This window comes from Paracoccus sp. NSM (assembly GCF_052379855.1).
Lineage (GTDB): Bacteria > Pseudomonadota > Alphaproteobacteria > Rhodobacterales > Rhodobacteraceae > Paracoccus.
Genome location: NZ_JBQTCG010000001.1, coordinates 572611 through 599210, shown reverse-complemented (window position 1 = coordinate 599210; position 26600 = coordinate 572611). Strand labels below are relative to the sequence as shown.

28 protein-coding genes, 1 tRNA gene and 1 pseudogene are annotated in these 26600 nt (G+C 67.8%); 16 read left to right on the top strand and 14 right to left on the bottom strand.

The genetic code is table 11. The annotated features are described in order from the left end of the window. Positions 1 to 17 precede the first annotated feature (17 nt). The gene (smpB, locus tag ACTZWU_RS02885) at positions 18 to 491 is read right to left on the bottom strand and encodes an SsrA-binding protein SmpB (protein ID WP_444735834.1); all 474 of its coding nucleotides are present in this window, start codon (positions 489 to 491) and stop codon (positions 18 to 20) included. Positions 492 to 592: 101 nt separating this feature from the next. On the opposite strand from smpB, the gene ACTZWU_RS02880 reads away from it, so the two are divergent. From ACTZWU_RS02880 to ACTZWU_RS02865, 4 genes are all read left to right on the top strand, one after another. Then, positions 593 to 2239, top strand: coding sequence for a thiamine pyrophosphate-binding protein (locus ACTZWU_RS02880; RefSeq protein ID WP_444735893.1), 1647 nt, complete (start codon positions 593 to 595; stop codon positions 2237 to 2239). After that, positions 2236 to 3216 (top strand): P1 family peptidase, encoded by a 981-nt coding sequence (locus ACTZWU_RS02875; RefSeq protein ID WP_444735833.1) that lies wholly within the window; start codon positions 2236 to 2238, stop codon positions 3214 to 3216. The genes ACTZWU_RS02880 and ACTZWU_RS02875 overlap by 4 nt, the downstream gene beginning before the upstream one ends. A gap of 170 nt (positions 3217 to 3386) precedes the next feature. Beyond that, positions 3387 to 4859 (top strand): NAD-dependent succinate-semialdehyde dehydrogenase, encoded by a 1473-nt coding sequence (locus ACTZWU_RS02870; protein ID WP_444735832.1) that lies wholly within the window; start codon positions 3387 to 3389, stop codon positions 4857 to 4859. A 103-nt stretch (positions 4860 to 4962) separates the two neighbouring features. After that, positions 4963 to 5223, top strand: a complete 261-nt coding sequence (locus ACTZWU_RS02865; RefSeq protein WP_304616623.1) for a GlsB/YeaQ/YmgE family stress response membrane protein — start codon at positions 4963 to 4965, stop codon at positions 5221 to 5223. 63 nt (positions 5224 to 5286) lie between these two features. Here ACTZWU_RS02865 and ACTZWU_RS02860 read toward each other — a convergent pair whose 3' ends face one another. Further along, entirely contained in the window at positions 5287 to 6042 is a 756-nt protein-coding gene (locus ACTZWU_RS02860) for a DUF1013 domain-containing protein (protein ID WP_444735831.1), read from the bottom strand. 187 nt (positions 6043 to 6229) lie between these two features. Here ACTZWU_RS02860 and ACTZWU_RS02855 point away from each other — a divergent pair, with 187 nt between their 5' ends. Next, positions 6230 to 6877, top strand: coding sequence for a ribonuclease T2 family protein (locus tag ACTZWU_RS02855; protein ID WP_444735830.1), 648 nt, complete (start codon positions 6230 to 6232; stop codon positions 6875 to 6877). 106 nt (positions 6878 to 6983) lie between these two features. Here ACTZWU_RS02855 and ACTZWU_RS02850 read toward each other — a convergent pair whose 3' ends face one another. Next, positions 6984 to 7976, bottom strand: coding sequence for an NAD(P)H-quinone oxidoreductase (locus ACTZWU_RS02850; RefSeq protein ID WP_444735829.1), 993 nt, complete (start codon positions 7974 to 7976; stop codon positions 6984 to 6986). Between the two features lie 10 nt (positions 7977 to 7986). Beyond that, positions 7987 to 8640 carry a COQ9 family protein gene (locus ACTZWU_RS02845; protein WP_444735828.1) on the bottom strand — a complete coding sequence of 218 codons (654 nt, stop codon included), beginning with the start codon at positions 8638 to 8640 and terminating at the stop codon, positions 7987 to 7989. Between the two features lie 95 nt (positions 8641 to 8735). On the opposite strand from ACTZWU_RS02845, the gene rpsU reads away from it, so the two are divergent. Next, the gene (gene rpsU, locus ACTZWU_RS02840) at positions 8736 to 8942 is read left to right on the top strand and encodes a 30S ribosomal protein S21 (RefSeq protein ID WP_081994671.1); all 207 of its coding nucleotides are present in this window, start codon (positions 8736 to 8738) and stop codon (positions 8940 to 8942) included. 84 nt (positions 8943 to 9026) lie between these two features. Here rpsU and ACTZWU_RS02835 read toward each other — a convergent pair whose 3' ends face one another. After that, positions 9027 to 9488: an Lrp/AsnC family transcriptional regulator gene (locus ACTZWU_RS02835; protein ID WP_219828823.1), complete on the bottom strand. Its 462-nt coding sequence runs from the start codon at positions 9486 to 9488 to the stop codon at positions 9027 to 9029. Between the two features lie 130 nt (positions 9489 to 9618). Here ACTZWU_RS02835 and ald point away from each other — a divergent pair, with 130 nt between their 5' ends. Continuing rightward, entirely contained in the window at positions 9619 to 10737 is a 1119-nt protein-coding gene (gene ald / locus ACTZWU_RS02830; RefSeq protein WP_444735827.1) for an alanine dehydrogenase, read from the top strand. Positions 10738 to 10789: 52 nt separating this feature from the next. Here ald and mscL read toward each other — a convergent pair whose 3' ends face one another. The 4 genes from mscL to ACTZWU_RS02810 form a co-directional block, all read right to left on the bottom strand. Then, positions 10790 to 11233 (bottom strand): large conductance mechanosensitive channel protein MscL, encoded by a 444-nt coding sequence (gene mscL, locus ACTZWU_RS02825; RefSeq protein ID WP_444735826.1) that lies wholly within the window; start codon positions 11231 to 11233, stop codon positions 10790 to 10792. Between the two features lie 67 nt (positions 11234 to 11300). Then, positions 11301 to 12428, bottom strand: coding sequence for a CaiB/BaiF CoA transferase family protein (locus ACTZWU_RS02820; protein ID WP_444735825.1), 1128 nt, complete (start codon positions 12426 to 12428; stop codon positions 11301 to 11303). Next, entirely contained in the window at positions 12425 to 13051 is a 627-nt protein-coding gene (locus ACTZWU_RS02815; RefSeq protein ID WP_444735824.1) for a DsbA family protein, read from the bottom strand. Before ACTZWU_RS02815 ends, ACTZWU_RS02820 begins: the two co-directional genes overlap by 4 nt. Positions 13052 to 13054: 3 nt before the next feature. Continuing rightward, entirely contained in the window at positions 13055 to 13597 is a 543-nt protein-coding gene (locus ACTZWU_RS02810; RefSeq protein WP_444735823.1) for a DUF721 domain-containing protein, read from the bottom strand. Positions 13598 to 13682: 85 nt separating this feature from the next. Here ACTZWU_RS02810 and ACTZWU_RS02805 point away from each other — a divergent pair, with 85 nt between their 5' ends. The 3 genes from ACTZWU_RS02805 to ACTZWU_RS02795 all read left to right on the top strand — a co-directional run bounded on the left by ACTZWU_RS02805 (position 13683) and on the right by ACTZWU_RS02795 (position 16865). After that, positions 13683 to 14708 (top strand): A/G-specific adenine glycosylase, encoded by a 1026-nt coding sequence (locus tag ACTZWU_RS02805; RefSeq protein WP_444735822.1) that lies wholly within the window; start codon positions 13683 to 13685, stop codon positions 14706 to 14708. 35 nt (positions 14709 to 14743) lie between these two features. Next, positions 14744 to 15892: an alkane 1-monooxygenase gene (locus ACTZWU_RS02800; RefSeq protein WP_444735821.1), complete on the top strand. Its 1149-nt coding sequence runs from the start codon at positions 14744 to 14746 to the stop codon at positions 15890 to 15892. 217 nt (positions 15893 to 16109) lie between these two features. Then, the gene (locus ACTZWU_RS02795; protein ID WP_444735820.1) at positions 16110 to 16865 is read left to right on the top strand and encodes a Crp/Fnr family transcriptional regulator; all 756 of its coding nucleotides are present in this window, start codon (positions 16110 to 16112) and stop codon (positions 16863 to 16865) included. 67 nt (positions 16866 to 16932) lie between these two features. Here the strand turns inward: ACTZWU_RS02795 and ilvC are convergent, their stop codons facing one another. Continuing rightward, a complete protein-coding gene (gene ilvC / locus ACTZWU_RS02790; protein ID WP_444735819.1) occupies positions 16933 to 17955 on the bottom strand; it encodes a ketol-acid reductoisomerase in 1023 nt (340 codons plus the stop codon). A gap of 127 nt (positions 17956 to 18082) precedes the next feature. Between ilvC and ACTZWU_RS02785 the strand changes: the two genes are divergently transcribed. Further along, on the top strand, positions 18083 to 18538 hold the full coding sequence (locus ACTZWU_RS02785) for an Lrp/AsnC family transcriptional regulator (RefSeq protein ID WP_444735892.1): 456 nt from the start codon (positions 18083 to 18085) through the stop codon (positions 18536 to 18538). After that, a complete protein-coding gene (locus ACTZWU_RS02780; protein WP_444735818.1) occupies positions 18535 to 18993 on the top strand; it encodes an Lrp/AsnC family transcriptional regulator in 459 nt (152 codons plus the stop codon). The genes ACTZWU_RS02785 and ACTZWU_RS02780 overlap by 4 nt, the downstream gene beginning before the upstream one ends. Before the next feature lie 12 nt (positions 18994 to 19005). Here ACTZWU_RS02780 and ACTZWU_RS02775 read toward each other — a convergent pair whose 3' ends face one another. From ACTZWU_RS02775 to mnmD, 3 genes and pseudogenes are all read right to left on the bottom strand, one after another. Continuing rightward, entirely contained in the window at positions 19006 to 19197 is a 192-nt protein-coding gene (locus ACTZWU_RS02775) for a hypothetical protein (protein WP_444735817.1), read from the bottom strand. Positions 19198 to 19267: 70 nt separating this feature from the next. Then, positions 19268 to 19587: pseudogene (locus tag ACTZWU_RS02770) on the bottom strand (HNH endonuclease). Between the two features lie 131 nt (positions 19588 to 19718). After that, on the bottom strand, positions 19719 to 20396 hold the full coding sequence (gene mnmD, locus ACTZWU_RS02765; protein WP_444735816.1) for a tRNA (5-methylaminomethyl-2-thiouridine)(34)-methyltransferase MnmD: 678 nt from the start codon (positions 20394 to 20396) through the stop codon (positions 19719 to 19721). Between the two features lie 29 nt (positions 20397 to 20425). Between mnmD and ACTZWU_RS02760 the strand changes: the two genes are divergently transcribed. From ACTZWU_RS02760 to katG, 3 genes are all read left to right on the top strand, one after another. Beyond that, positions 20426 to 21469, top strand: coding sequence for an NAD(P)/FAD-dependent oxidoreductase (locus ACTZWU_RS02760; protein ID WP_444735815.1), 1044 nt, complete (start codon positions 20426 to 20428; stop codon positions 21467 to 21469). Positions 21470 to 21526: 57 nt separating this feature from the next. Then, positions 21527 to 22801 carry a DUF4202 family protein gene (locus ACTZWU_RS02755; RefSeq protein WP_444735814.1) on the top strand — a complete coding sequence of 425 codons (1275 nt, stop codon included), beginning with the start codon at positions 21527 to 21529 and terminating at the stop codon, positions 22799 to 22801. A 135-nt stretch (positions 22802 to 22936) separates the two neighbouring features. Then, positions 22937 to 25108, top strand: coding sequence for a catalase/peroxidase HPI (gene katG, locus ACTZWU_RS02750; RefSeq protein ID WP_444735813.1), 2172 nt, complete (start codon positions 22937 to 22939; stop codon positions 25106 to 25108). A 208-nt stretch (positions 25109 to 25316) separates the two neighbouring features. Here the strand turns inward: katG and ACTZWU_RS02745 are convergent. Further along, a tRNA-Leu gene (locus tag ACTZWU_RS02745) sits at positions 25317 to 25401 on the bottom strand. A 207-nt stretch (positions 25402 to 25608) separates the two neighbouring features. Between ACTZWU_RS02745 and ACTZWU_RS02740 the strand changes: the two genes are divergently transcribed. Beyond that, positions 25609 to 26598: a complex I NDUFA9 subunit family protein gene (locus ACTZWU_RS02740; RefSeq protein WP_444735812.1), complete on the top strand. Its 990-nt coding sequence runs from the start codon at positions 25609 to 25611 to the stop codon at positions 26596 to 26598. The last annotated feature ends 2 nt before the right edge of the window (positions 26599 to 26600 follow it).

The window sequence follows — 26600 nt, the reverse complement described above, 5'->3', positions numbered from 1 at the left end:
GCGCCGGGCCGCAATGGTCAGCCCTGCTTCAGCAGCCGCTGTTTCTGCCGGTTCCAGTCGCGTTTCGCGCTGGTTTCGCGCTTGTCGGCGACCTTCTTGCCCTTGGCGACGCCGATCTTCAGCTTCACCCGGCCCTTGTGGTTGAAATACATGACCAGCGGCACAAGGGTCATCCCCTCGCGCCCGATCGCCTGCCACAGCCGCGCCAGTTCCTTACGCGAGACCAGCAGCTTGCGGCGGCGCCGTTCCTCGTGGCCGAAGACGCCGGCATGGGGCAGCGCGGCGATGTAGCCGTTGATCAGCCACAATTCGCCCCCCTCGACCGAGGCATAGCTTTCGGCGATGTTCGACTGGCCGGTGCGAAGCGACTTCACCTCGGACCCGGTCAGCACGATGCCGACCTCGAGATCGCTCTCGATGAAATAGTCGAAGCGCGCGCGCCGGTTCTCGGCGATCACCTTGTAGTTCTTGCTGTCATCGGTCTTGGCCATGGGCCTTGCAGATAGGCGCGGGCGGGGCGGCTGTAAAGGGCGACCGGTTGCGCCCGCCGCCCCGATGGGCCAGCCTGCGACCAGCAAAAGGGGGGTGCATGATGCGACATGGCGGACAGATCCTGGTCGATGCGCTGCGCGCGCATGGCGTGGGCCGGGTCTTTTCGGTGCCGGGGGAAAGCTTTCTGGCGGTGCTGGACGGGCTGCATGATGCGGGCATCCGGAACGTCGTCTGCCGCCACGAGGGCGGCGCCGCGATGATGGCCGAGGCGACGGGCAAGCTGACCGGGCGGCCCGGCATCTGTTTCGTCACGCGCGGCCCCGGCGCCACCAATGCCAGCGCGGGCGTGCATGTAGCCCAGCAGGATTCGACGCCGATGATCCTGTTCATCGGCCAGATCGCGCGCGAGGACCGCGACCGCGATGCCTTTCAGGAGGTGGATTACCGCCAGATGTTCGGCGGGCTGGCGAAGTGGGTGGCCCAGATCGACCAGACGGACCGCATCCCCGAATACATCGCCCGCGCCTTCGATCTGGCGCAATCGGGCCGCCCCGGCCCCGTCGTGCTGGCCCTGCCCGAGGACATGCTGGCCGCCCGCGCCGACATACCCGACCTGCCCCCCGCGCCCCGGCCCGTGGCGGGCATCGCGCCCGCCCAGCTTGACGCGATCCGCGACGCGCTGGCGGGCGCGGAACGCCCCCTGGTCATTCCCGGCGGCGCGCTGTGGTCGCAGGACGATGCCGACCGTCTGGCCGCCTTTGCCGAAGGCTGGGGCCTGCCCGTCGCGGTGCCGTTCCGGCGGCAGGATTACATGGACAACCGCCACCCCAATTACGCGGGCGATCTGGGCGTCGGCATGAACACCCGCATGGGCGAGGCTCTGCGGCAGGCCGATTGCATCCTGTCCCTTGGCTCGCGGATGGGGGACACGCTGACGGGGGGCTACACGCTGATGCACCCCTCGGCGCAGGGGCGGCGCATCATCCATGTCAGTGCCGCGCCGGACGAGATCGGGCGCCTGTGGCGCGCCGATCCGGGCATCCCGGCCTGCCCGCGCGCCGCGCTTCGGGCGCTGGCGGACAGCCCCGCCCCGCGCCGGTGGGACGACTGGACCGCCAGCCTGCGCGCCCATTACGAGGATTGGCAGACCCCCCGCCCCACGCCGGGCGATGTGACGATGGAACAGGTCGTCTGCTGGCTGTCCGCGAACCTGCCCGAGGATGCGATCATCACCAATGGCGCGGGCAATTACGCGGCCTTTGTCCATCGCTATTTCCGCTTCAAGCGGGCGCGGACGCAGATCGCGCCGACCTCGGGGTCGATGGGCTATGGCCTGCCTGCGGGGATTGCGGCCTCGCTGGCGCATCCGGGGCGGGTCGTGGTGACGATGGCGGGCGACGGCTGCTTCCAGATGACCCTGAACGAGCTTTCGACCGCCGCCCAGCACGGCGCGACGCCCATCGTGATCGTGGCCAATAATGGCCGCTATGGCACGATCCGGATGCATCAGGAAAAGACCTATCCGGGCCGCGTCTCGGGGACGGATCTGGCCAATCCCGATTTCGCGGCGCTGGCCCGCGCCTATGGCGGCCACGGCGAACACGTCACCCGGAACGAGGATTTCGCGGGCGCTTTTGATCGCGCCCGCGCATCCGGGCGCTTTGCCGTGATCGAACTGGCGCTGGACCCCGAGGCTCTGACCAGCTTTGCCACCCTGTCGGAAATCCGCGCCAGGGCGATGGGATGAGGCCCGGCCCCCGCAACCTGATCACCGATGTCGCCGGGCTTCGCGTCGGCCATGCCGACGATGCCGGCTTGAAATCAGGGGTGACGGTGCTGACCGCCGACGCGCCCTTTGCGGCCAGCGTGCATGTGATGGGTGGCGCGCCCGGCACGCGCGAGACCGACCTTCTGGCCCCCGACAAGCTGGTGCCGGGGGTGGATGCGCTGGTCCTGTCCGGCGGCTCGGCCTTTGGGCTGGCGGCCTGCGACGGCGTGATGGAGGCGCTGCATCAGGCCGGGCGCGGCTTTGCGGTCGGATCTGCGCGGGTGCCGATCGTGCCGGGCGCCATCGTCTTTGACCTGCTGAATGGCGGCGACAAGGACTGGCGGCAGAACCCCTATCCCGCGCTTGGCCATGCCGCGTGGCGGGCGGCGGCGGCCGATTTCGCGCTTGGCAGCCACGGCGCGGGGATCGGCGCGATGACGGGCAACCTCAAGGGCGGGGTCGGCTCGGCATCAGCGGTGCTTGGCACGGGGGCGACCATCGGCGCGCTGGTGGTGGTCAACGCGCTCGGGCAGGCGAATGTCGGGGATACCCGCCAATTCTGGGCCGCCCCGTGGGAGATGGGTGACGAATTCGGCGGCCTCGGCCTGCCCGCGTCCTTTCCCGCCACCCACGAGCCGCCGCCCGCGAAACGGCTGGGCGAGGCCACGACCATCGCCATCGTCGCCACCGATGCGGCACTGGACAAGGCGGCGCTGCAACGGCTGGCGGTCGCGTCCCATGACGGCATGGCGCGCGCGCTGGTGCCCAGCCACACGCCTCTGGACGGGGATCTGGTCTTTGCGGCCTCGACCGGGGCGCGGCCCTTGGGCGATCCGCTGGACAGCTTCGCGCTTGGCCATGCGGCGGCTGCGGTTCTGGCGCGGGCGATTGCGCGGGCGGTCTTTGCCGCCCGGCCCGCGCCCGGCGATCTGCAACCCTGCTGGTGGATGGCGTGACACGGAACGGGCGGCGCGGGGAAACGCGCCGCCCTCCAGAGAGATCGCCAAGAGGGACAGCCTGGCGATTGTCACTGGAACGCAGGCCGGGCCAATTTGGTTCAACCTGCTTTGACAACCTGTCGGGCGCATGGTCATCATGCCCCCGCAAGAACCCCGATGAGGCAGCCATGACCGCGCAAGACACCGACCTGAAGGCCCTGCTGAAAGATCCCTCGCTGCTGGAAACGCGCGCCTTCGTGGCGGGCGAATGGGTCCATGCCGATGACGGCGCGACCTTCGAGGTGACGAACCCCGCCCGCAGTGACGTGATCGCCCGCGTCGCCGATCTGGGCCGGGCCGAGACCGCCCGCGCCATCGCCGCCGCCGAGGCCGCGATGAAGGATTGGGCCGCCCGCCCCGCCAAGGAACGCGCGCAGGTCATGCGCAAATGGTTCGACCTGATGATGGCCAACCAGGACGATCTGGGCGCGATCCTGACCGCCGAGATGGGCAAGCCCCTGGCCGAGGCCAAGGGCGAGATCGCCTATGGCGCCAGCTTCATCGAATGGTTCGGCGAAGAGGCCAAGCGCATCTATGGCGAGACGATCCCCGGCCACATGCGCGACAAGCGCATCTCCGTGATCCGCCAGCCCATCGGCGTGGTGGGCTCGATCACGCCCTGGAACTTCCCCAACGCGATGATCGCGCGCAAGGCCGCGCCCGCGCTGGCGGTGGGTTGCGGCTTCGTCGCGCGCCCGGCGGCGGAAACGCCGCTTTCGGCGCTGGCCATGGCGGTTCTGGGCGAACGCGCGGGCCTGCCCAAGGGCATCCTGTCGGTCGTCACCTCGTCGCGGTCCTCGGACATCGGCAAGGAATTCTGCGAGAACCCGACGGTGCGGAAACTGACCTTCACCGGCTCGACCGAGGTGGGGCGCATCCTTCTGCGCCAGGCCGCCGATCAGGTGATGAAATGCTCGATGGAGTTGGGCGGCAACGCACCCTTCATCGTCTTTGACGACGCCGATCTGGATGCCGCGGTCGAAGGCGCGATGGCCTCGAAATTCCGCAACAACGGCCAGACCTGCGTCTGCGCGAACCGCATCTATGTGCAGGCCGGGGTCTATGACGCCTTTGCGCAGAAGCTGGCCGCCGCCGTGGACAAGCTGCGCGTGGGCGACGGGCTTGAGGAGGGCGTCACCACCGGCCCGCTGATCAACGAGGATGCTGTCGAAAAGGTCGAGGACCATATCCGCGACGTGCTGGATGGCGGCGGCGCGGTCGTCACCGGCGGCAAGCGGATCAAGGGCCTGTTCTTCGAGCCGACCGTGATGACGGGCGTGAAGGACGACATGAAGGTCTCGACCGAAGAAACCTTCGGCCCCCTCGCCCCCCTGTTCAGGTTCGAGACCGAGGACGAGGTGATTGCCAAGGCGAACGACACGATCTTTGGCCTGGCCTCGTATTTCTACGCCCGCGACATCGGCCGCATCACCCGCGTGCAGGAGGCGCTGGAATACGGCATCGTGGGCGTGAACACGGGCATCATCTCGACCGAGGTCGCGCCCTTCGGGGGCGTCAAGCAATCGGGCCTTGGCCGAGAAGGCAGCCGCCACGGGGCCGAGGATTTCCTGGAAATGAAGTATATCTGCCTGTCCGTCTGAGCCCCGCGCGCCCCTTCAGGGAACGGATCGGCCCGTTGCCGCATTAACGCTGCGACGGGCCGTCGCAGTGACGCGCCCCACAACCTGTTGAAGGGGCAAAGACATGGAAGGTTTCGGCTGGATCATGACGATCATTCTTGGTGCGCTGGCGGGCTGGATCGCCGAGCGCATCATGAAGGGCGACCACACGCTGCTGCTGAACATCGTGCTGGGCATCGTCGGCGCGCTGTTGGGCAACTGGCTGTTCCGGCTGCTGTTCGACGCCACCCTTGGCGGCATCATCGGCCAGCTGATCGTCGCGGTGATCGGCGCGGTGATCCTGATCTGGCTGGTCCGTGCCATCAGCGGCCGCAGCCGGGCCTGAGAGCATCGGCACCAGAACGCAAAAGGCCGGGCAATCGCCCGGCCTTTTTCGATGTGACGCGGCTCAGCGGCGGCCGTTGTCATCCTCGTCGTCGTCCTCGTCGTCGTTGTCCGGCAAGTTGAAGAAGCTGTCGGCGTCCAGTTCGGGCTCGGGCTTCTTCTCTTCGCGGGTCAGGCTGAAATTCTCCAGCCCGGCGATCGAGCTGGGCAGGCGCGGCTCGTCCGACATGGCCAGCGAGGTCTCGGTGCTGACCAGCATCCGGCGTTCGTCATCGGTCATCACGCCACCCTCGGCGGCCTTTTTCTTGGCGGCCTTCTGAACGGCGGCGTCCAGTTCGGTCTGACGGCACAGGCCAAGCGCGACCGGGTCGATCGGCTGCATGTTATGGATGTTCCAGTGCGTGCGCTCGCGGATCGAGGTGATGGTGGGCTTCGTCGTGCCGACCAGCTTGGCGATCTGCGCATCCGCCAGTTCCGGGTGGAACTTGACCAGCCACAGGATCGCGTTCGGGCGGTCCTGACGCTTGGACAGGGGCGTATAGCGCGGGCCGCGGCGTTTTTCCTCGCCTTCGGCGGCGGGGTTGTGCTTCAGCCGCAGCTTGTAGGCGGGGCTTTGCTCGGCGCGCTTGATCTCTTCGGGGTCAAGCTGGTTCGAGGCGACAGGGTCGTAGCCCTTCACGCCCATCGCCACATCGCCATCGGCGATGCCCTGGACCTCAAGCTCGTGCAGACCGCAGAAATCGCCGATCTGCTTGAAGCTGAGCGTGGTGTTGTCCACCAGCCAGACGGCAGTGGCCTTGGCCATCAGCGGCTTGCTCATGTCAGTCTCCTTCGCAACGTGGTCCCTGACCATGGAGGGCTTGGGCCGGGAAATCGGCTTTCGGCGGGCGCCATTCCTCGGCTGTCGGGGGAATTGCCGGGGGATATAGCGTTTTCAGGCTGCGGGGAAAAGAGGATTCATGCGCAAAGCCGCTTGCCAGCCGCTTTTGCCGCGATAGGTTCGGGCGATGTTCCATGCCCTGACCCCTGCCCTGGCGCTGATCGCCGCCCTGTCGCTGCCTTTTGCGGCGCAATCCCGCGACGTGGCGGGGCAGTTCGATTACTATGTCCTGGCGCTGTCCTGGCAGCCTGCCTGGTGCAGAAGCACCGGCGATGCGCGGGGCGCGCCGGAATGCGCGCCCGGCACGGGGCGCGGCTTTACCGTGCATGGCCTCTGGCCGCAGCACGAGGAGGGCTGGCCCGAATATTGCCGCAGCCGCCACCGCGACCCGTCGCGGCGCGAGACCGCCGCGATGGCCGATGTGATGGGCTCGGCCGGGCTGGCCTGGCATCAATGGCAGAAACACGGCCGATGCAGCGACCTGTCCGCCGACGCCTATTTCGACGCGACGCGCAGGGCGACCGCCAGCATCGCGATCCCCGAGATCCTCGACCGGCTGCCGCGCGATCTCAGCCTGCCGCCGGTGGTCGTCGAGGAGGCGATCCTCGAGGCGAACCCGGCGCTGGAGGCTGACGGCGTGACGGTGATCTGCCGCGACGGCGCGCTGACCGAATTGCGGATCTGCCTGACCCGCGATCTGGAGCCGCGCCGCTGCGCGCCCGATGTGCGGCGCGATTGCGGGCGCGCGCGGATCGTCATGGAAGCGCCGCGCTGAAGCCACGCCTGGGGGCGCCGCCCTTTGCGTCCCGCGACGGCCGGGGGCGCTTCGCCCCCCGGACCCCCAGAGGATATTTGCACCAAGGCAAAGCAGGGGCGCCCGGTCAGGTGGCGTCGGCTACCTTGAGGACGATCTTGCCGATATGTTCGCTGCTTTCCATCCGGCGATGGGCTTCGGAGGCCTGATCCAGCGGGAACTCGCTGTCGATCGTGACGCTGACCGCGCCCTGCCCGATCATCGGCCAGAGCTGCTTGCGCAGGGCGTCGGCCAGTTCGGCCTTGGCCACGTCGGATTGCGGGCGCAGGGTCGAGCCCGTCACGGTCAGGCGGTTCACCATGATCTGAGCGAAGTTCAGTTCGACCTTGGGGCCGTCGAGGAAGGCGATCATCACCAGCCGGCCATCCTGGGCGAGGGCCTTGATGTTGCGCGGGATGTAGCTGCCGCCCACCATGTCGAGGATCAGGTTCGCCCCGCCCGCATCGCGCAGGATGCGGGTGAAATCCTCGCTGCGGTAGTTGATGGCGGTGGCGCCGAGGGCGCGGATGGCGGCGCATTTCGCCTCGCTGCCGGCGGTGGCGAAGACGCGGGCGCCAAGCGCGCGGGCGACCTGAATGGCCATCATGCCGATGCCGGACGAGCCGCCATGGACAAGGAAGCGTTCGCCCCCCGTCAGGCGGCCGCGCTGGACCACGTTCGACCAGATGGTGAAGGCGGTTTCGGGCAGGCAGGCGGCCTCTCGTGCGGTCATGCCGTGGGGGATCCGCAGGGCGTGATCGGCATGACAGACCGCGTATTCGGCATAGCCACCGCCCGGCAGCAGCGCGCAGACCTGTTCGCCCTTGCGCCAGCGCGTGACGCCCGCGCCCATGCCCACGATCTCGCCGGCGCATTCGAGGCCGGGCAGGTCCGAGGCGCCGGGCGGCGGGTCATAGGCGCCCGCGCGTTGCAGCACGTCGGGGCGGTTCACGCCCGCATAGGCCAGCCGGATCAGGATCTGGTCATGGCAGGGGACCGGGACCGGGCGGGTGGTCAGGCGCAACTGGTCGGCGGCGCCGGGGGCGGCGATCTCGACCGCCTTCATCGTGTCGGGGAACATCGCACCCCCTTCAGCGGCCGTGGCCGGGCAGCGCGCGCGGTCGGGGCGCGCGGACCCAGCCGAAGGCCGCCTTGGCCAGCCTGTCGGCGCCGGGCAGCTTGCGAAGCTGCGCCTTGACCGATTCGAAGCGCATGACGCCGTCGATCCGGCGGTCGATGAAGGCGTGGGTCTCGGCCTGGCTTTCGGATTCGTCGCCCAGCCAGTAAAGCACGCTGGCCGAGATGACGCCCGACAGGATCACCCGCTTGGAATACCAGTTCAGGTCATCCGAGGGATCGCCCAGCCCCGTCCAGATGACATCGGCGCTTTCCCAGACCAGCCGCGCGGCCAGCGCGCTGTTTTGCGGCAGCGCCAGAACCGTCGCGCCCGCGCGCACCAGTTCGGGGTCGGCCAGTTCCAGCCGCCGCCAGACCGCCTGCGCCACACGGTCGCGGAAGCGGCCTTCGGGCGGGGTCTGCGACAGGGCGCGGCGCAGGGCATCGTCGCCGCGCCGGTGATAGGCCGCCGCCAGATCGGCGCCGCCGCGCGGCAGATGCACCGCGATCAGCGCCGGGTCCATCCCGATATCGCGCGCCCCTGCCTCGATGGCCTCGCGGTTCATCCCCTCGAAGGGCACATGGATCAGCGCCGCATCGATCAGCGCATCCCGGTCGGTCTGTGTCATGGCCTGCCTCGTCTCTGGACAATTGACCCCGCCGGTGATAACGGGGCGCTTCCTGCAATCTATCAACTCTAACCTAGGAAGGTGGTGACAACCACATGCAGGTCAATGTTCGCGACAACAACGTCGAACAGGCGCTTCGTGCTCTGAAGAAGAAACTTCAGCGCGAAGGTGTCTTCCGCGAAATGAAGCTCAAGCAGCATTTCGAGAAGCCGTCGGTCAAGAAAGCCCGTGAAAAGGCCGAGGCCGTTCGCCGCGCCCGCAAGCTGGCCCGTAAAAAGGCACAGCGCGAAGGCGCGCTGTAAGACGACGCGATCTTGTGTCATCCGAAAACCCCCGCGACGCCGTGTCGCGGGGGTTTTCTTTTGTGGGCAAGCCGTTGGACGGCTTTATACCGGAATCGCGGTCGTGCGGAACACCGTCCGCAGCGCGAAACTGGAATGCATCTGCGCCACGCCGGGCAGGCGCGCCAGATGCTGACGGTGGATGCGCGCGAAATCGTCGGTATCCTCGACCACGATCTTGAGCAGGTAATCCGCCGTCCCCGCCATCAGGTGACATTCCAGCACGTCGGGGATCTGGGCCACGCCGCGCTCGAACGCCTCCAGCACCTCGTCGGCCTGGCCTGACAGGGTGATTTCCACGAAAACGGTGGTCTGGCGACGCAGCGCGCGGGCATCCAGCAGCGCCACATAGGCCGAGATCACGCCCGATTCCTCGAGCCGCTGCACGCGGCGGTGGCAGGCCGAGGGCGACAGATGCACCCGCAGCGCCAGTTCGGCATTGCTGATTCGCCCCTCTTTCTGAAGCAGGGACAGGATTCGGCGGTCTATTGCGTCGAGTTCGGCCATGGGCGCAGTTTCTTCGATAATGCGGCGCCGTGCCAGAAGGATCTTGCATCCTGCCGGGCGAGGGCGGTGCATCTTCGCAGCACCTTGCGCGTTCATGCTGGCACCATGAGAAAAAACAGGGAGGAAAATCATGAAGATCGGCTGTCCGAAGGAAATCAAGCCGCAGGAATTCCGCGTGGGCCTAACCCCCGCCGCCGCGGCCGAGGCCGTGGGGCGCGGCCATCAGGTGCTGGTCGAGACCGGCGCGGGGCTTGGCGCGGGATTCGAGGATGAGGATTACACCAAGGCAGGCGCGCAGATTGCGCCCGACGCGGCCAGCGTCTTTGCCCAGGCGGATCTGGTCATCAAGGTCAAGGAACCGCAGGCGGCCGAGCGCGCGATGCTGCGCAAGGGTCAGATCCTGTTCACCTATCTGCATCTGGCCCCCGACGAGCCGCAGACCCGCGACCTGCTGAAAAGCGGCGTCACCGCCATCGCATACGAGACCGTGACCGATGCGCGGGGCGGCCTGCCTTTGCTGGCGCCGATGTCCGAGGTGGCGGGGCGTCTGGCGCCTCAGGTGGGGTCTTGGGCGCTGCAAAAGGCCAATGGCGGGCGCGGCGTGCTTCTGGGCGGGGTGCCGGGCGTCCGGCCCGCCAATGTGGTGATCATCGGCGGCGGCGTCGTGGGCGCGGCGGCGGCGCGGGTGGCGGTCGGGATGGGCGCGAATGTGACGGTCATGGACCGGTCTGTGCCGCGACTGTCCTATCTGGACGACATTTTCATGGGCAAGCTGACCACCCAGTTTGCCAGCGGCCCCGCGACGGCAGAGGCGATCACCCGCGCGGACATGGTCATCGGCGCCGTGCTGATCCCGGGCGCTGCCGCGCCCAAGCTGGTCACGCGCGAGCAGCTGGCGACCATGCCTCAGGGCGCGGTTCTGGTGGATGTGGCCATTGATCAGGGCGGCTGCTTCGAGACCTCGCGCGCGACCACGCATCAGGACCCGATCTACGAGGTGGACGGCATCATCCATTACTGCGTGGCCAACATGCCCGGCGCGGTGGCCCGCACTTCGACGCAGGCGCTTGGCAACGTGACGATGCCGCATCTGCTGGCGCTGGCCGACAAGGGCTGGCGGCAGGCTGTGACGGATGACCCGCACCTGCGCGCAGGCCTGTCCACCCATGAGGGGCAGCTGACCTCGATCCCGGTGGGCGAGGCGCTTGGCATTGACGCCATCACGCCCGAGGCGCTGCTGGGTCTCTGACGGCAAGGGCGCCGGGGCCGGCACGCCGGCCGGCCCCGGCGCGGTCGCGCGATCAGATACGGCTGGCGCGGTCGGCCAGCAGGTCGCGGATCTGGGCCAGCAGTTCCTCTTGGCTGGGGCCGGCGGGGGCGGGCTCGGCGGCTTCCTCTTTTTTGACGGCAACGGCCTGCACGCGGTTCACGGCCTTGACCAGCAGGAACACCGCCCAGGCGATGATCAGGAAATTCAGCACCGCCATCAGAAAGGCGCCATAGGCAAAGACCGCCGCGCCGGAATTGCGCGCGGCCTCGAGGCTGGCGCCATCGGGGACGGTGCCGGACAGCACAAGATACTGGTTGGTAAAGTCGATACCGCCCGTCAAGAGCCCGATGATCGGGTTGATCAGGTCACCCACGAGCGAATTGACGATGGCGGTGAAGGCCGCGCCGATGATGATGCCGACGGCCAGATCGACGACGTTGCCGCGCGCGATGAAGGTGCGGAATTCCTTGAACATGATGGTGTGCCCCATTTACCCGCGGCGTCCCGCCGCAGGCGCAGGGTGGACCGGAAATCGCGCGAAATCAATCGCTCGCGCTGTCCGGGTCGTCTTGGCCCAACGCGGGCGAGGCGCGGCCCAGATCCAGCGCCGCGTCCGAGAACGTGATCGGCAGGCGGACGCCCGGCACGCCTTCGGGGTCGATCCTGAGGCCGCGCGCGATCACCTGCGGATCGGCGAAAACATCGGCCATGTCGTTGATCGGCCCGGCGGGAACGCCCTCGGCCTCCAACGCGGCCAGCAGGTCATCGCGCCGCCAGCCCCGCGTGACGGCGGTCAGGCTGGCGGTCAGCGCCTCGCGATGGGTGATCCGCAGCGCATTGGTCGCGTAATCGGGCGCCCCGGCCAGGGCGGGCAGGCCAAGCACGGTGCAGAGCCTGCGGAACTGCGCGTCATTGCCGGTCGCAATGATGATCCAGCCATCCGCGCAATCGAAGACCGCATAGGGCACAAGGTTCGGATGCGCGTTCCCCATCCGCGCGGGTGGCGTGCCACTGGCCAGATAGTTCATCGCCTGATTGGCCATGACCGAGACGGCCACATCCAGCAGCGCCATGTCGATATGCTGCCCGCGCCCGGTCCGCCCCCGCTGATGCAGCGCGGCCAGAATGCCGGTCGCGGCATATACGCCGGTGAACAGATCGGTGACGGCCACGCCGACCTTTTGCGGCTGGGTCGAGGGATCGCCCGTCACGCTCATCAAGCCGGACATGCCCTGAATGATGTAGTCGTAGCCCGCCCGGTGCGCGTAGGGGCCGGTCTGGCCGAAACCCGTCACGCTGCAATAGATCAGGCGCGGGTTCAGCGCCGACAGGGCGGGATAATCCAGCCCGTATTTCGCAAGCCCGCCGACCTTGAAATTCTCGATCACCACATCGGCGTCGCGGACCAGATCGCGGACGCGGGCCTGCCCCTCGGGGGTGCGGAAATCGGCGATGACCGAGGCCTTGCCCCGGTTCGCCGCGTGGAAATAGGCCGCGCTGCGCTGCCCCTTGTGGTCGATGAAGGGCGGCCCCCAACGGCGCGTGTCATCGCCTTCGGGGGCTTCCACCTTGATCACCTCGGCCCCCAGATCGGCCAGGATCTGACCGGCCCAGGGCCCGGCGAGGATCCGCGCCAGTTCGACGACGCGGATACCGGCCAGAGGCGTCATTCGGCGGGCGCCGCGTCTTCCAGCTTGGTCTGGATCAGCGAACGCATGCTGTCCCAGGACTGGTTCGGCACCTTCTCGCCGCCGATGATGAAGGTCGGGGTCGCCTCGATCCCGTCGGCGGTGGCATTGGCCTGGAAGGTCGCGACAAGCTGCTCGACCTTGGCGGTGTCGTCCCAGCAGGCGGTCATCTGGTCGTCGCTGAGCCCGGCCTTGAGGCCGATGCGGCGCAGCCCTGCCGCGACCTCGTCGCCCGAGCCGCCCTGCGCCCAGGATGCCTGATCCTCGAACAACATGTGCGAGATGGCGTAATAGCGGTCATCGCCGCCGCAGCGCGCCAGAATGCCCGCCCAGAGGCCGACCTGATCGAAATAGACATCGCGCTGCACGAAACGGACCTGGCCCGTATCGATGAACTCGGCCTTCAGTTCGGGAAAGACGTTGTTGTGGAAGTTCGCGCAATGCCCGCAGGTGAAGCTGGCATATTCGATCACGGTCAGCGGCGCGTTCTCGGCGCCAAGCGCGATGTCGGGCAGGGTCTCGGGGGCGTCCTGGGCCAGCGCGGGGGCGGCAAGGGCAAGGGTGATCGCGGTGGCGGCAGGGGCCGCAAGATGGCGAAGGAACATGAATTATCCTTTCAGGGTCTTGGTCTTGTTGCGGCCCGAGACGTTCAGCGCCAGTCGCGCCATCGCCTCGGCCAGGGTCGGATCGGTGAATTGGGCGGCGATCTCGGCGGCCTTTGTCCGCATCGCCGGGTCGGGCAGAGGCGCGGCCTTGGGGCGGTGGGCAAAGCTGGCCTGCCCCTCGGCAAAGCCCTGCGCGGCGGTCTGGGTCAGCGTGACGCGCTGGATCGCGTTGTAGCCGTAGCAGGCATTCACCTTGTCGCGCAGCTCGGGCAGGCGCATCTCGACCATGGGCGCCATCGGGCCCGTGGTCAGCAGGGTCAGCGTCGCGCCGAAGGCCCCGCGCCCGTGGCTGATGCGCACGGGCCGCGTCACGGCGGCCAGATCGGCGCCCACGATCTCGGGCCAGTGGGTCAGCAGGCGTGATACGGCAAAACCCCGCCCCTCGGCCGCCTTCTGCACGCGCGCGGCCAGCAGGCTGGCGGCGGGGCGAAAGCCCTTGCCGCGACGTCCTGTCGGTCGGGTCGGATCAGGCGGGGTCTGGGACATCGTGGCCTTGGCTGCTATCACGAGGCCGAACTTAGCCAGCCCATCGCCCGGATGAAAGCGCGCCCTATGCCACAAGGCCACATAATTGCGTGACAGCAAGGTGATCGCCCCCGATCTGCTGGCCTGGTATGACCGCCATGCCCGCGTCCTGCCCTGGCGCCAGCCACCCGGAGGCGGCACGACCGACCCCTATCCCGTCTGGCTGTCCGAGGTGATGCTGCAACAGACGACGGTCGCTGCGGTGCGCGATTACTTCAGGCGCTTCACCACGCTCTGGCCGGATGTGCAGGCGCTGGCGGCGGCGGATGACGCGGCGGTCATGGCCGAGTGGGCGGGGCTTGGCTATTACGCAAGGGCGCGCAACCTGCTGGCCTGCGCGCGGCAGGTGGCGGCGGAGGGGGGCTTTCCGACGACCCGCGCGGGGTTGCAGGCCCTGCCCGGCATCGGCGCCTATACCTCGGCCGCGATCGCGGCCATCGCCTATCAGCACCCCGAAACGGTTGTGGACGGCAATGTCGAACGCGTCGTCGCCCGGCTTTTCGCCGTCCAGCAACCCCTGCCCGAGGCCAAGGCGCAACTGACCGCCCTGGCCGCCACCCTGACCCCTCAGGACCGGCCCGGCGATTACGCGCAGGCGATGATGGACCTTGGCGCGACGATCTGCACCCCGCGCAGCCCCGCCTGCGGGATCTGCCCATTGCTCGCCGTCTGCGAGGCCCGCGCGCAGGGCATCGCGGCGGACCTGCCGCGCAAGGCGCCCAAGACGCCCAAGCCCGAACGCACGGGCCTTGTCTGGGTCGCGCGTCAGGGCGATTCGGTCCTGCTGGAGCATCGTCCCGCCAAGGGGCTTCTGGGCGGGACGCTGGCCTTCCCCTCGGCCGGGTGGGACGGGCGCGACCTGCCGCCGCCCGGCCCGGCGGAATGGCGCGATCTGGGCGCGGTGCGGCATGTCTTCACCCATTTTTCGCTGGATCTGAGCGTGCGTCTGGGCGATCTGGCGGGCAACCCGACGCGCGGGGAACTGGTGCCGCTGCGACAGATCGACCGCGAGGCCCTGCCCGGCCTGATGCGAAAGGTCTGGGATATGGCGCTTCCCGCGATCCGGGGCTAGCATCGCCGCGCCTGCAACCCGTCAGGGGTGATCCGATGACCGCAAGCCCGTCCCCCGTTTCCGGCCGCCTGCCCGCCGCAGCGCCCTTCTGGCTGTCGATCGTGATGATCCCGCTGGTCGTCGTCGCCGCCACGCAGGGCGGTCTGTGGTGGATGCTGCTGCCGGGCTATGCCTGGTATGTGACCACCGCTCTGGACGGCGTCCTGGGCCTGAACGAGGAAAACCCCGACCCCGAGACCACCACCGACCGGCTGTTCTGGCACCGCGCCATCACGATCATCTGGTTCCCGCTGCAATTCGCGGCGATCTTCGGCTCGATCTGGTATGTGCAGGCGACAGGCCACCTGTCGGGGGGTGAAAAGCTGGGCCTGTTCTTCGGGATCGGCGTCCTGTCGGGCAGCATCGGCATCGTCTATGCGCACGAGCTTCTGCACCAGAAGACGCCGCTGGAACGCTGGCTGGGCGATCTGCTGCTGGCCTCGGTTCTGTATTCGCATTTCCGCACGGAACATCTGCTGGTGCATCATTCCTGGGTCTCGACCCCGCGCGACGCGGTCTCGGCCCGCTATAACGAGGGGTTCTACCGCTTCTTCTGGCGGGTGCTGACCGAGGGGCCTCGCAGCGCATGGCAGGCCGAGACGCGCTTTCTGGCGCGCGCGGGCCGCAGCAGGTGGGACAGGCGCAACCCCTTCTGGCGCTACGCGGCCTTGCAGGCGGCGATGCTGGCCCTTGCGCTGGCGCTTGGCGGCTGGGCGGGGCTTGGGCTCTTCGCGTTCCAGGCCTTCGTCGCGGTCTGGCAGCTTGAGCTGACCAATTACGTCGAACATTACGGCCTGACCCGCAAGCATCTGGGCGAGGGCCGCTATGAACCCGTGCGCCCCCGCCACAGCTGGAATGCCAGCCACACCGCGACGAACTGGCTGCTGATCAACCTGCAACGCCATTCGGACCACCACTACAAGCCCGACCGCCGCTTTCCGCTGCTGCAGACCTATTCCGAGGACGAGGCCCCGCAATTGCCAATGGGCTATCCCGCGATGACCTTCGTGGCGATGGTGCCGCCCCTCTGGCGGCGGCGGATGAACCCGCGCGTGCGGGCATGGCGCAAGCGATTCTACCCCGAGATCGACGATTGGACGCCCTATAATCGCGGCGCACTTCCGATGCCCCGCAATGCATTGTGACGTCAGAAAATCGACCGCCAATGTCGCCGAGCCGACATTCCGTTCGTAAACATTCGCTATACGAAAGAGGCAATCAACGGCGCCGTGCGCATGTAAATGGTTCCATTTTAGCGCCTTGATTGTTCCGAGCTTAGGCACTTGTCCCCTTGCATCGACCAGAAGGCTGGTTCTCTACTGAACAACGAAACAGCCTTTGGATCGGGTGCAGGGAAGCTTCGTGCGCGCAACCACAGCGGAACAGAACGGCTTTGACGCCGCGACGAATGCCGGCGTGACCGGGCCTGGCCTGCACCTGGCCGCAAGCCTGGTGCGGATCATGCGCAACCATCCCGCCGCCCTGCTGGCGGGGATCGACGTTCCGACGATGCACAGCTTTCTGTCGCGCTGCGAGACCACGCACCATGCCACCGCGCGCCAGATCATCACCCAGGGGGACGCCCTGGATCACGCCTATCTGGTGATCGGCGGCGCGGTCGAGATTTCGGTGATGGACGAAAGCGGGAATTGCCTTCTGGCCCATCTTGCCCAGGCCGGAGAGGTCGTGGGCGAAGTCGAGCTGCTCAGCCGCCGATCCTGCGTGGCCAGCGCAAGGGCGCGGGGCGGCTCGACGCTGGCGCGCTTCGATTCGGCCCTGCTGCGCGCCCACGTCCCGGCAGAGCGGCTGCTGCAGAACCTGTCGGGCGTGCTGCATGACCGGCTGAGCCGCGACAACAGCCTGCACCTGACGGCGCTGTTCTATTCGTCCGAGGATCGCATCCGCAGCCACATCCTGCGCTTCACCACGCCCGACGCGCCGCGCACCGATATCAGCCAGTCCGACCTTGCGACCTTCAGCGGCTGCTCGCGCCAGACGGTGAACCGGACGCTGGCGCAATTGCGCGACGAAGGCATCCTGCGGCTGGCGCGCGGCAGCATCACCGTGCTGGACCGAAACCGCCTGCGGCGCTTCCGCGCGCTGACCGACAAGCCCTGAACCAAACGCCCCGGAATGCAAAATGCCGGGGCGTCGACCCCGGCATTCCTCTTGTCTGGCGAAAGGCTCAGTTGCGGGCCTTGTCGACCATCTTGCCCTTGCTGATCCAGGGCATCATCTCGCGCAGCTTGGCACCGACCTGTTCGATCTGATGTTCGTCATTGGCGCGGCGCGAGGCTTTCAGCGTCGGCTGGCCGACGGCGTTCTCCAGCATGAAGTCGCGGACGAACTTGCCCTGCTGGATGTCGGTCAGCACGGCCTTCATGCGGGCCTTGGTCTCTTCGTAGGGCAGGATGCGCGGGCCGGTGACGTACTGGCCGTATTCCGCCGTGTTCGAGATCGAATAGTCCATGTTGGCGATGCCGCCCTCATAGATCAGGTCCACGATCAGCTTCACCTCGTGCAGGCACTCGAAATAGGCCATCTCGGGGGCGTAGCCCGCCTCGACCAGCGTCTCGAAGCCGCAGCGGATCAGCTCGACCAGACCGCCGCACAGCACGGCCTGCTCACCGAACAGGTCGGTCTCGCATTCCTCGCGGAAATTGGTCTCGATGATGCCCGAGCGGCCGCCGCCGATGGCCGAGCAATAGGACAGGCCGATATCCATCGCCTTGCCCGAGGCATCCTGATGCACCGCAACCAGACACGGCACGCCGCCGCCCTTGGTGTATTCGCCGCGCACCGTGTGGCCGGGGCCCTTGGGTGCCATCATGATGACGTCCACGCCCGGCTTGGGCTGGATCAGGCCGAAATGCACGTTCAGGCCGTGGGCGAAGGCGATGGCCGAGCCTTCGCGCAGGTTGTCATGGACGTATTTCTTGTAGGTCTCGGCCTGAAGTTCGTCCGGCATGGTGAACATGATCACGTCGCACCACGCGGCGGCTTCGGCGATGCCCATGACTTTGAGGCCCTCGGCCTCGGCCTTCTTGGCCGAGGGGCTGCCCTCGCGCAGGGCGACGACCAGGTTCTTGGCGCCGCTGTCGCGCAGGTTCAGCGCATGGGCATGGCCCTGGCTGCCATAGCCGAGGATCGCGACCTTCTTGTCCTTGATCAGGTTCACGTCGCAATCGCGGTCGTAGTAAACGCGCATGGTGGTATCCTTCCTATCTGCTGGCGCCTTTCTAGCGCGGCGACCGGAAAGGGATCATGCAATCCGCGCGATTTTTGGCCGCTTGGCGAAAAAATCATGCCGTGATATCCGCCAAATGATGAGTTTCATTCCAGACACCACCGATCGCCGCATACTTCGCCAGCTTCTGGGCGATCCCACCGCGGCCAACGCGACCCTCGCCGAACGCGCCGGGGTGACGACGGCCAGCCTCTGGCGGCGGCTGGAGCGGATGCGCGAGGCGGGCGTGCTGAAGGGCGTGCAGGCGCGCATCGACTGGCGCGCGATGGGCTGGGCGGTCGAGGTCAGCCTGCGCTTCACGCTGGACAAGACGAACCCGCGCGCCTTCGACGAATTTCTGGCCGCCCTGCGCGAGGTGCCCGAGGTGATCGAGATCCAGTCCTTTCTGGGCAGCGTCGATTGGCGGGCATCCGTGATCGCGCGCGACATGGCGCATTGGCAGCAGGTCTATCGCGACCGTATCCTGACCCTGCCGCATATCGCGGAACTGGACGCGCTGATGCTGGTCGCCACGATCAAGGACAGCGAGGAATTGTCGCTGTGACCGACCTCGACGCGACCGATCTGGCGCTGCTGCGCCTTCTGGCCGAAGACGCGAGCCGCAGCGCCGCCGATCTGGGCCGCGCGGTGGGCATCGGGCAGCCCGCAGCATGGCGGCGCGTCAAGCGGCTGACCGATCAGGGCGTTATCGCAGGGCGGCGCGTGGTGCTGGACCCGGCGGCGCTTGGCTTCGGGGTGACGGTCTTTCTGGGGATCAAGCTGGCCGCGAAGGGCCGCACGAGCCTAGAGGATTTCGAACGCGCCGTGACCGCCATCCCCGAGGTGCAGTTGGTCCAGCATGTTCTGGGCCAGTTCGATTACCGCCTGCGGATCACCGCCCGCGACATCAGCGACTTCGAGCGCATCCTGCGGCGGCGCATCATGACGCTGCCCGGCGTCGGGCAGGTCGAGGCGAACGTGATGCTGTCCGAGGAACGCCGCCCCGGCCCCTTGGGCTGAAACGGCGACAGGTCAGGACATCACGCGCCGTTCCATGCCGCAGCCGGACTTGCCCGCGGGGATGACGGCGGGCTTGCCGTCCTCGGCGGGCTGCGGCGTCTGGATCACGGCGGGCGCGGGGGTGGGAGTTTCGGCGCTTTGGGCCAATGCCGCAGGCGCGGCCAGCACGGCAAGGGTGATGGCGGTCAGGATCGGGCGGGTCATGGTCGTCTCCTTCTCCGGTTGAGAGGACAGGATGCACCCGAATCGCCCTGTGGCCAAAGGACAAGATGCCTCAGCGCGTGCGGCCCCCGAATCCGGGCGGTCTTTTGGCGATCCATGCCCAGAATCGCGCCAGTTCCGGATGCGCGCGCAGCGCCTCGACATTGTTATAATGGCGGGCAAGTTCGGTCTCGCGCAGGGTCTTGTGGATGGTCTTGTGGCAGATGTGGTGCAAAAGCACGGTCGGCCCGCCCTTGCCGCCGCGCAGCTTGGGATCAGGTGATGACGGCTTTGCGGCACGTCGGGCGGGATCGGGCGCAGGCAGAGCGGGCAGAGGGGATCCGGGCCAGCCTCGCTGTCATCGTCGTTGTCCTGATGATGCCTACGCCCCATGGCGCCATCAGAGCAGAGCGCGCGCCGCCGATCAAGCCGCCGGACCTTGCCGGGGGCGGTGGCGCGGCCGGGCCGCCCCATCGAGGGGCGCCCCGCCCGCCGGGGCTGCGCCCCGATCAGGCGCACCTGCCTCAGGAGGGGATCAGACGGCCGGTGCTCATGTGACGCTTGCGGCCGAAGCCGGGGCGGCGCTGGACCTGGAAGCCCGCCGCTTCCAGCGCGCGGCGCACATGGCCTGCGGCGGTGTAGGTCGCGAAACTGCCGCCCGGCGCGGTGTGGCGACCGACCTCGGCCATCACGTCACCCGACCACATCTCGGGGTTGCGGGCGGGCGAGAAGCCGTCAAGGAACCACGCATCCGCGCGATCCTGCCAGGCGGGCAAGGTCTGGCCCACATCACCGATCACCAGCGTCAGATCGACGCGCCCCACTGCGATCCGCGCCTGACCCCAGCCTTGCCGCAGGGCCTCGGCCAGAGGCGCCAGTTCGGGAAAGGCGGCATGGGCGCGCTCCATCTGGGCAACGCTCATCGGGTAGGCTTCGAAACTGGTCATGCGGACCGGCACCGGGCTCAGCGCCGCCAGCGCAAGACAATTCAGCCCCGTGCCGAAGCCCAGTTCCGCGACATGGAAGCCGGGGCGAAGCCTTGCGGGCAGGTCATTGCCGTCCAGAAACACGTGCCGCGTTTCGGCAAGCCCTCCGGCCAGGCTGAAATAGGGGTCGTCAAAGCGCGTCGAGACCGGCACGCCGCCCTCGCGCCATTCCAGCAACGGCTCGTCTTCCTGCGGCTGATCCTGTATCGGCACCATGAGAGGCTGCTAAGCGAAGGAGCGTCGGCTTGACAAGTCCCCCCAGGATCACCGTCATCGGCGCGGGCGTGTTCGGGCTGGCCTCGGCCTTTGCGCTGGCGCGGCGGGGCGCGCGCGTCACCGTGATCGAGGAACGGCAGGTCGGCGCGGGGTCATCGGGCGGGCATGTTGGTGCACTGGCCCCCCATGCACCCGAGAACTGGAACGACAAGAAGGCCCTGCAACTGGCCAGCCTGCTGGCGGCGCGGGACTTCTGGGCCGATGTCGCGCATGTGTCGGGGCGCGATCCGGGCTATGCCCGGCTGGGGCGGCTGCAACCCGTGCCCGACGCGGCCACGGCCGACAGGTTGGCCGCCCGCATCGAGGCGGCACGGCTGCGCTGGCCCGCCGATTGCGGCATGTCCCTGACCGACCGTCCAGAAAGCGCGCTGGTCCCCGACAGCCCGTCGGGCCTGTGGCTGCGCGACGGGCTGACGGCGCGGCTGTCGCCCCGCGCGGCCTGCGCGGCGCTGGCAGGGGCGCTGGACGCGCTTGGGGCGCGGATCATCGAAGGCCACCGCGCCGATCCCGACCTGATCGAGGGCCCGGCGCTGTGGGCCTGCGGCACGCCCGGACTTCTGCGGCTGAACGAGGATCTGGGGCGCAAGGTCGGGCAGGGGGTCAAGGGGCAGTCAGCGCTGCTGGACTTTGCCGCGCCACACAGCCCGCAGGTCTTTGCCGACGGGTTGCATATCGTGCCTCATGCGGATGGCACGACGGCGATCGGCTCGACCTCGGAGAACAGCTATGACCACGACCGCCCCGACGATCAGGTTCTGGCGCTGATCCAGCGCGCCCACGCGATCTGCCCTGCCCTGAACGAGGCTCCGGTGATCGAGACATGGGCCGGGCTGCGCCCGCGCGCGCAAAGCCGCGCGCCCGTCCTGGCGCCGTGGCCCGGTCGGCCCGGTCATCTGATCGCCAATGGCGGCTTCAAGATCGGCTTCGGCATGGCGCCGCTGATCGCGGATCTGGCCGCGCGCGCCCTGCTGGACGGGCAGACCGATCTGCCGCGCCTCTTTGCGTTGCCGTGACACGCCTTGCCACGGGTCGCGGCCCTTGCCAGACTGCCGCAAAGCCCGGAGAGCCGCATGAACACCAAGCTGGAAACCGTCCTTGCCGCCATTGACGCGGCCAACGCGCAGGACCCCAATCTGGACGACGGCACCCCGTCCGAACTGCTTTACGGCCAGCGCATGTCGGCCGAGCAGGAACGCCTGTTCCCGCAGGCCTCGGACGTGCTGCGGATCGCCTGTCGCGGCCAGCATATCGAACGCTGGACCCTGCCCCGCAGCGCCTATCCCGAAGGCCGCCCCGGCTATCTGCAATGGCGCCAGGAACAAGGCCGCCGCCATGCCGACCGCGTGGCCGGGCTGATGCAGGACGCGGGCTACAGCGATGACGACATCGCGCAGGCGCGCAAGCTGCTGACGAAACAGGGCCTCAAGCGCGACCCCGAGGTGCAGGCGCTCGAGGACGTGATCTGCTTCACCTTCATCCGCTGGTATCTGGGCGATTTCGCCCCCACCCAGCCCGACCACAAGCTGCCGCGCATCATCGAAAAGACCGCCCGCAAGATGTCGCCCGAGGCACGCGCGCGCGCCTTGGCCGAGTTCGACATCCCCGAGGCCTTCGCCCCCTTTTTCGCCGATGACAGCGCGCAAAGGCGGATCGACGCGGCGGTGATCGTCTCGCATGGGCAGCCCGGCGATCCCGGCCCCCAGCAGCAGGCGATCGAGGATCTGGCCGCCCGCGTCGCGGCCCACCTGCCCGGCGTCACGGTGCGCGGCGCGACGCTGGCCATGCCGGGCGCATTGGCCGCCGCCGCGACCTCGAACAGCATCATCTATCCGATGTTCATGGCCGAGGGCTGGTTCACCGGGATCGAACTGCCCCGCCGCCTGACCGAGGCGGGCGCGCCGGGGGCGCATATCACCCGGCCCTTCGGCGCCGATCCGGGCCTTGAGGCGCTGATCGTCGCACGCGCCCACAAGGCGGCAGCCGAACAGGGCTGGCGCCCGGACGAAACGACGCTGCTGCTGACCGCGCATGGCTCGCAGCGCTCGCAGGCCAGCTACACGATCACGACCGCGCTGGCCGAACGCCTGCAGCCGTATTTCGCCCGGGTGGTGACCGGCTTCGTCGAACAGGAGCCCTTCATCGCCGATGCCGCGCGCGGCCTGACCCACGCGATAAGCCTGCCATTCTTCGCGCTCCGCGCCGAACATGTGCTGGAGGACTTGCCTCAGGCGCTGGACGAGGCCGGTTTCGACGGCCCCCGCCTGGACCCGATCGGGCTGGACCCCGAGGCCCCGCGCATGATCGCGGAATCGATCCGGGCCGAGATGGCGCGCGAGACCGGCTGATAAGAAACCCTGATAATACGCGTCAGAATATCGGATTTGGCCTTATCGGCCATGTCTGCTACACGCGGCACAAGTCATTTGCGCGGCATGAACGCCGTCGCGGACACGACCCTACAGCAACCTTCGGAGGATATGATGGACGGCAACGACATCCCCTCGGGCAAATGCCCCGTGATGCATGGCGGGCTGACTGCCAGCGGCAGCTCTGTCACTGCATGGTGGCCCAACGCCCTCAACCTGGACATCCTGCACCAGCATGACAGCAAGTCGAACCCGCTTCAGGGCTTCAACTACCGCGAGGAAGTGCGCAAGCTGGATTTCGACGCCGTCAAGGCCGACGTTCACGCGCTGATGACCGACAGCCAGGACTGGTGGCCGGCCGATTGGGGCCATTACGGCGGCCTGATGATCCGTCTCGCGTGGCACTCGGCCGGGTCCTACCGCCTGGCCGATGGCCGCGGCGGCGGCGCGACGGGCAATATCCGCTTTGCGCCCCTGAATTCCTGGCCGGACAACGCCAACCTCGACAAGGCCCGCCGCCTGCTCTGGCCGATCAAGAAGAAATACGGCAACCGCCTCAGCTGGGCCGACCTGATCCTGCTGGCCGGGACGATCGCCTATGAATCGATGGGCCTGAAGACCTTCGGCTTCTCGTTCGGGCGCGAAGATATCTGGCACCCCGAAAAGGACGTCTATTGGGGCGCCGAAAAGGAATGGCTGGCGCCGTCCGACGAACGCTATGGCGACGTGGCCGACCCCTCGACCATGGAAAACCCGCTGGCCGCCGTGCAGATGGGCCTGATCTACGTGAACCCCGAAGGCGTGAACGGTCGGCCCGACCCGCTGAAGACCGCCGCGCAGGTCCGCGAGACCTTCGCCCGCATGGCCATGAACGATGAGGAAACCGCCGCCCTGACCGCCGGTGGCCACACGGTCGGCAAGGCCCACGGCAATGGCCGCGCGGAAAACCTCGGGCCCAGCCCCGAGGGCGCGGAACTGCACGAGGGCGGCCTTGGCTGGATGAACCACCATACCCGCAGCGTGGGCCGCGACACCGTGACCTCGGGGATCGAGGGCGCCTGGACCACCAACCCGACCAAGTGGGACAACGGCTATTTCGACCTGCTGTTCGGTTATGAATGGGAACTGCGCAAATCGCCCGCGGGCGCCTGGCAGTGGATGCCCATCGACATCCGCGAAGAGGACATGCCCGTCGATGTCGAGGACCCCTCGATCCGCACCATGCCGATGATGACGGATGCCGACATGGCCATGAAGATGGACCCGACCTACCGGGCCATCTGCGAACGCTTCCGCGACGACCACGCCTATTTCTCGGATTGCTTCGCCCGCGCCTGGTTCAAGCTGACCCACCGCGATCTGGGCCCGAATGTCCGCTATATCGGCCCCGACGCCCCGACCGAGGAACTGGTCTGGCAGGACCCGGTCCCGGCAGGCCGCACCGATTACGACGTCGCCACCGTCAAGGCCCGCATCGCCGCCAGCGGCCTGACCCTCGCAGAGATGGTCTCGACCGCATGGGACAGCGCGCGCACCTTCCGCCAGTCCGACCTGCGCGGCGGCGCGAATGGCGCCCGCATCCGCCTGGCCCCGCAGAAGGACTGGGAGGGGAACGAGCCCGCCCGCCTGCAAAAGGTCCTGTCGGTGCTGGAACCGATCGCGGCGGAAACCGGCGCCTCGCTGGCCGACGTGATCGTTCTGGCGGGCAATCTGGGCGTCGAACAGGCGGCTCAGGCCGCTGGCGTCGCGCTGGAACTGCCCTTCACCCCGGGACGTGGCGACGCGACCGAGGCGCAGACCGACGCGGCCTCCTTCGCCTCGCTGGAACCGCTGGCGGATGGCTTCCGCAACTGGTCGAAACAGGACTACGTTGTCTCGCCCGAGGAAATGATGCTCGACCGCGCTCAGCTTCTGGGCCTGACCGCGCATGAGATGACCTGCCTGATCGGCGGCATGCGCGCCATGGGCACGAATCACGGCGGCAGCAAGCACGGGGTCTTCACCGACCGCGAAGGCGCGCTGACGACGGATTTCTTCGACAACTTGACGAACATGGCCTGGAAATGGGTGCCGCGCGCTGACGGGCATTACGAATTGCGCGACCGCAAGACCGGCGAGGTCAAGTGGACGGCGACCCGCGTCGATCTGGTCTTCGGCTCGAACTCGATCCTGCGCGCCTATGCCGAACTCTACGCGCAAGACGACAACCGCGAGAAATTCGTCCAGGATTTCGCGACCGTCTGGACCAAGGTGATGAACGCCGACCGCTTCGACCTGGCGGCCTGATCGCCACCCCAGGACAAGCCAAGGGCCGCCCCACCGGGCGGCCCTTTTGCATGTCCATGCTTTGCCTTGGGCGAAATATCCTCGGGGGGAGTCGCGGCACGCGACGGGGGGCAGACAGCCCCCCCTGCCCGCGCCCCACAGCGCGTAACCCATTGAAAGACAGGCCAAAAAGCAAAAACGCCGCAGCAATGATGCTGCGGCGTTTTTATGGTGCCCAGGAGAGGACTCGAACCTCCACGCCTTGCGGCACACGGACCTGAACCGTGCGCGTCTACCAATTCCGCCACCTGGGCAGGTGGTCTGAGCGGCTGATTAAAGACAGTCTCGGGGGGCGTCAATGGGGGTCGTGAAAGTTTTTTGAAACTTCTTTCCGGCACAGCGGACGGGTCCCGCGATGCAGCGGCGAAGACCGGCATGCGGCGTCAGGCTGGCTTGCCGCAACGGCGCGGTTTCGCTATGCCTCGCCCAGATACAGCGGCATGATTGAAGGAGCAGGCTCCATGGCGAAACTGGTCACGATCTTCGGCGGATCGGGCTTTGTCGGCCGACAGGTCGCCCAGCAGATGGCCCGTGACGGCTGGCGCGTCCGCGTTGCGGTCCGCCGCCCGGACGAGGCGCTGTTCACCCGCGCCTATGGCGTCGTGGGCCAGGTGGTCCCGGTCCTCTGCAACATCCGCGACGAGGCCTCGGTCCGCGCCGCGCTCAGCGGTGCCGATGCCGCCGTGAACTGCGTGAACATCCTGCACCCGCAGGGCAAGAGCAACTTCACGACCGTCTTCGAGACCGGCGCCGAGATCGTAGCGCGCCTCTCGGCCGAGATGGGCGTGGCGCGTCTGGTCCACCTGTCGGGCCTTGGCATCGACCCGGATTCGAAAAGCCGCTACATCGCGTCGAAATCGCGTGGCGAGGCCGCCGTCCTGGCGGCGCGCCCTGATGCGATCGTGCTGCGCCCCTCGGTCATCTTCGGACCCGATGACAATTTCTACAATCGTCTTGCCCCGATGACGCGGCGCGGGCCGTTCATGCCGGTGCTGGCGGGCCATGTGAAGATGCAGCCCGTCTATGTCGAGGACGTGGCCCAGGCCGCCGCCAAGGCTGCCAAGGGCGAGGCCGAGCCCGGCATCTATGAACTGGGCGGCCCCGACGTGCTGACCATGCGCCAGATCTCGGAGCAGGTGCAGAAATCGGTGGGCCGCAAGAAGGTGATGCTGCCGGTCCCGCAGCTCTTCGCCCGGATGGGGGCGACGATGCTGGACATCGCGCAGATGCTGACCGGGGGGCTGTTCACAAACAACATCCTCAGCCGCGACCAGCTGCTGCTGCTGACGCGCGACAACGTGGTCGGCGGCGGGCATCCGGGCTTTGCCGAACTGGGCATCCAGCCCGTCTCGGCCGAGGCGGTGATCGACAGCTATCTCTGGCCCTTCCGTCCGTCGGGCCAGTATCACACGGCGAACCAGTCGGCCAAGAACCTGCGCGGCCAGCCCTAAGC

Excerpts from the sequence above, each read along its gene's own strand:
- smpB (WP_444735834.1), bottom strand. The coding sequence starts at position 491 with ATGGCCAAGACCGATGACAGCAAGAACTACAAGGTGATCGCCGAGAAC.
- ACTZWU_RS02880 (WP_444735893.1), top strand. The coding sequence starts at position 593 with ATGCGACATGGCGGACAGATCCTGGTCGATGCGCTGCGCGCGCATGGC.
- ACTZWU_RS02875 (WP_444735833.1), top strand. The coding sequence starts at position 2,236 with ATGAGGCCCGGCCCCCGCAACCTGATCACCGATGTCGCCGGGCTTCGC.
- ACTZWU_RS02870 (WP_444735832.1), top strand. The coding sequence starts at position 3,387 with ATGACCGCGCAAGACACCGACCTGAAGGCCCTGCTGAAAGATCCCTCG.
- ACTZWU_RS02865 (WP_304616623.1), top strand. The coding sequence starts at position 4,963 with ATGGAAGGTTTCGGCTGGATCATGACGATCATTCTTGGTGCGCTGGCG.
- ACTZWU_RS02860 (WP_444735831.1), bottom strand. The coding sequence starts at position 6,042 with ATGAGCAAGCCGCTGATGGCCAAGGCCACTGCCGTCTGGCTGGTGGAC.
- ACTZWU_RS02855 (WP_444735830.1), top strand. The coding sequence starts at position 6,230 with ATGTTCCATGCCCTGACCCCTGCCCTGGCGCTGATCGCCGCCCTGTCG.
- ACTZWU_RS02850 (WP_444735829.1), bottom strand. The coding sequence starts at position 7,976 with ATGTTCCCCGACACGATGAAGGCGGTCGAGATCGCCGCCCCCGGCGCC.
- ACTZWU_RS02845 (WP_444735828.1), bottom strand. The coding sequence starts at position 8,640 with ATGACACAGACCGACCGGGATGCGCTGATCGATGCGGCGCTGATCCAT.
- rpsU (WP_081994671.1), top strand. The coding sequence starts at position 8,736 with ATGCAGGTCAATGTTCGCGACAACAACGTCGAACAGGCGCTTCGTGCT.
- ACTZWU_RS02835 (WP_219828823.1), bottom strand. The coding sequence starts at position 9,488 with ATGGCCGAACTCGACGCAATAGACCGCCGAATCCTGTCCCTGCTTCAG.
- ald (WP_444735827.1), top strand. The coding sequence starts at position 9,619 with ATGAAGATCGGCTGTCCGAAGGAAATCAAGCCGCAGGAATTCCGCGTG.
- mscL (WP_444735826.1), bottom strand. The coding sequence starts at position 11,233 with ATGTTCAAGGAATTCCGCACCTTCATCGCGCGCGGCAACGTCGTCGAT.
- ACTZWU_RS02820 (WP_444735825.1), bottom strand. The coding sequence starts at position 12,428 with ATGACGCCTCTGGCCGGTATCCGCGTCGTCGAACTGGCGCGGATCCTC.
- ACTZWU_RS02815 (WP_444735824.1), bottom strand. The coding sequence starts at position 13,051 with ATGTTCCTTCGCCATCTTGCGGCCCCTGCCGCCACCGCGATCACCCTT.
- ACTZWU_RS02810 (WP_444735823.1), bottom strand. The coding sequence starts at position 13,597 with ATGTCCCAGACCCCGCCTGATCCGACCCGACCGACAGGACGTCGCGGC.
- ACTZWU_RS02800 (WP_444735821.1), top strand. The coding sequence starts at position 14,744 with ATGACCGCAAGCCCGTCCCCCGTTTCCGGCCGCCTGCCCGCCGCAGCG.
- ilvC (WP_444735819.1), bottom strand. The coding sequence starts at position 17,955 with ATGCGCGTTTACTACGACCGCGATTGCGACGTGAACCTGATCAAGGAC.
- ACTZWU_RS02775 (WP_444735817.1), bottom strand. The coding sequence starts at position 19,197 with ATGACCCGCCCGATCCTGACCGCCATCACCCTTGCCGTGCTGGCCGCG.
- mnmD (WP_444735816.1), bottom strand. The coding sequence starts at position 20,396 with ATGGTGCCGATACAGGATCAGCCGCAGGAAGACGAGCCGTTGCTGGAA.
- ACTZWU_RS02755 (WP_444735814.1), top strand. The coding sequence starts at position 21,527 with ATGAACACCAAGCTGGAAACCGTCCTTGCCGCCATTGACGCGGCCAAC.
- katG (WP_444735813.1), top strand. The coding sequence starts at position 22,937 with ATGGACGGCAACGACATCCCCTCGGGCAAATGCCCCGTGATGCATGGC.
- ACTZWU_RS02740 (WP_444735812.1), top strand. The coding sequence starts at position 25,609 with ATGGCGAAACTGGTCACGATCTTCGGCGGATCGGGCTTTGTCGGCCGA.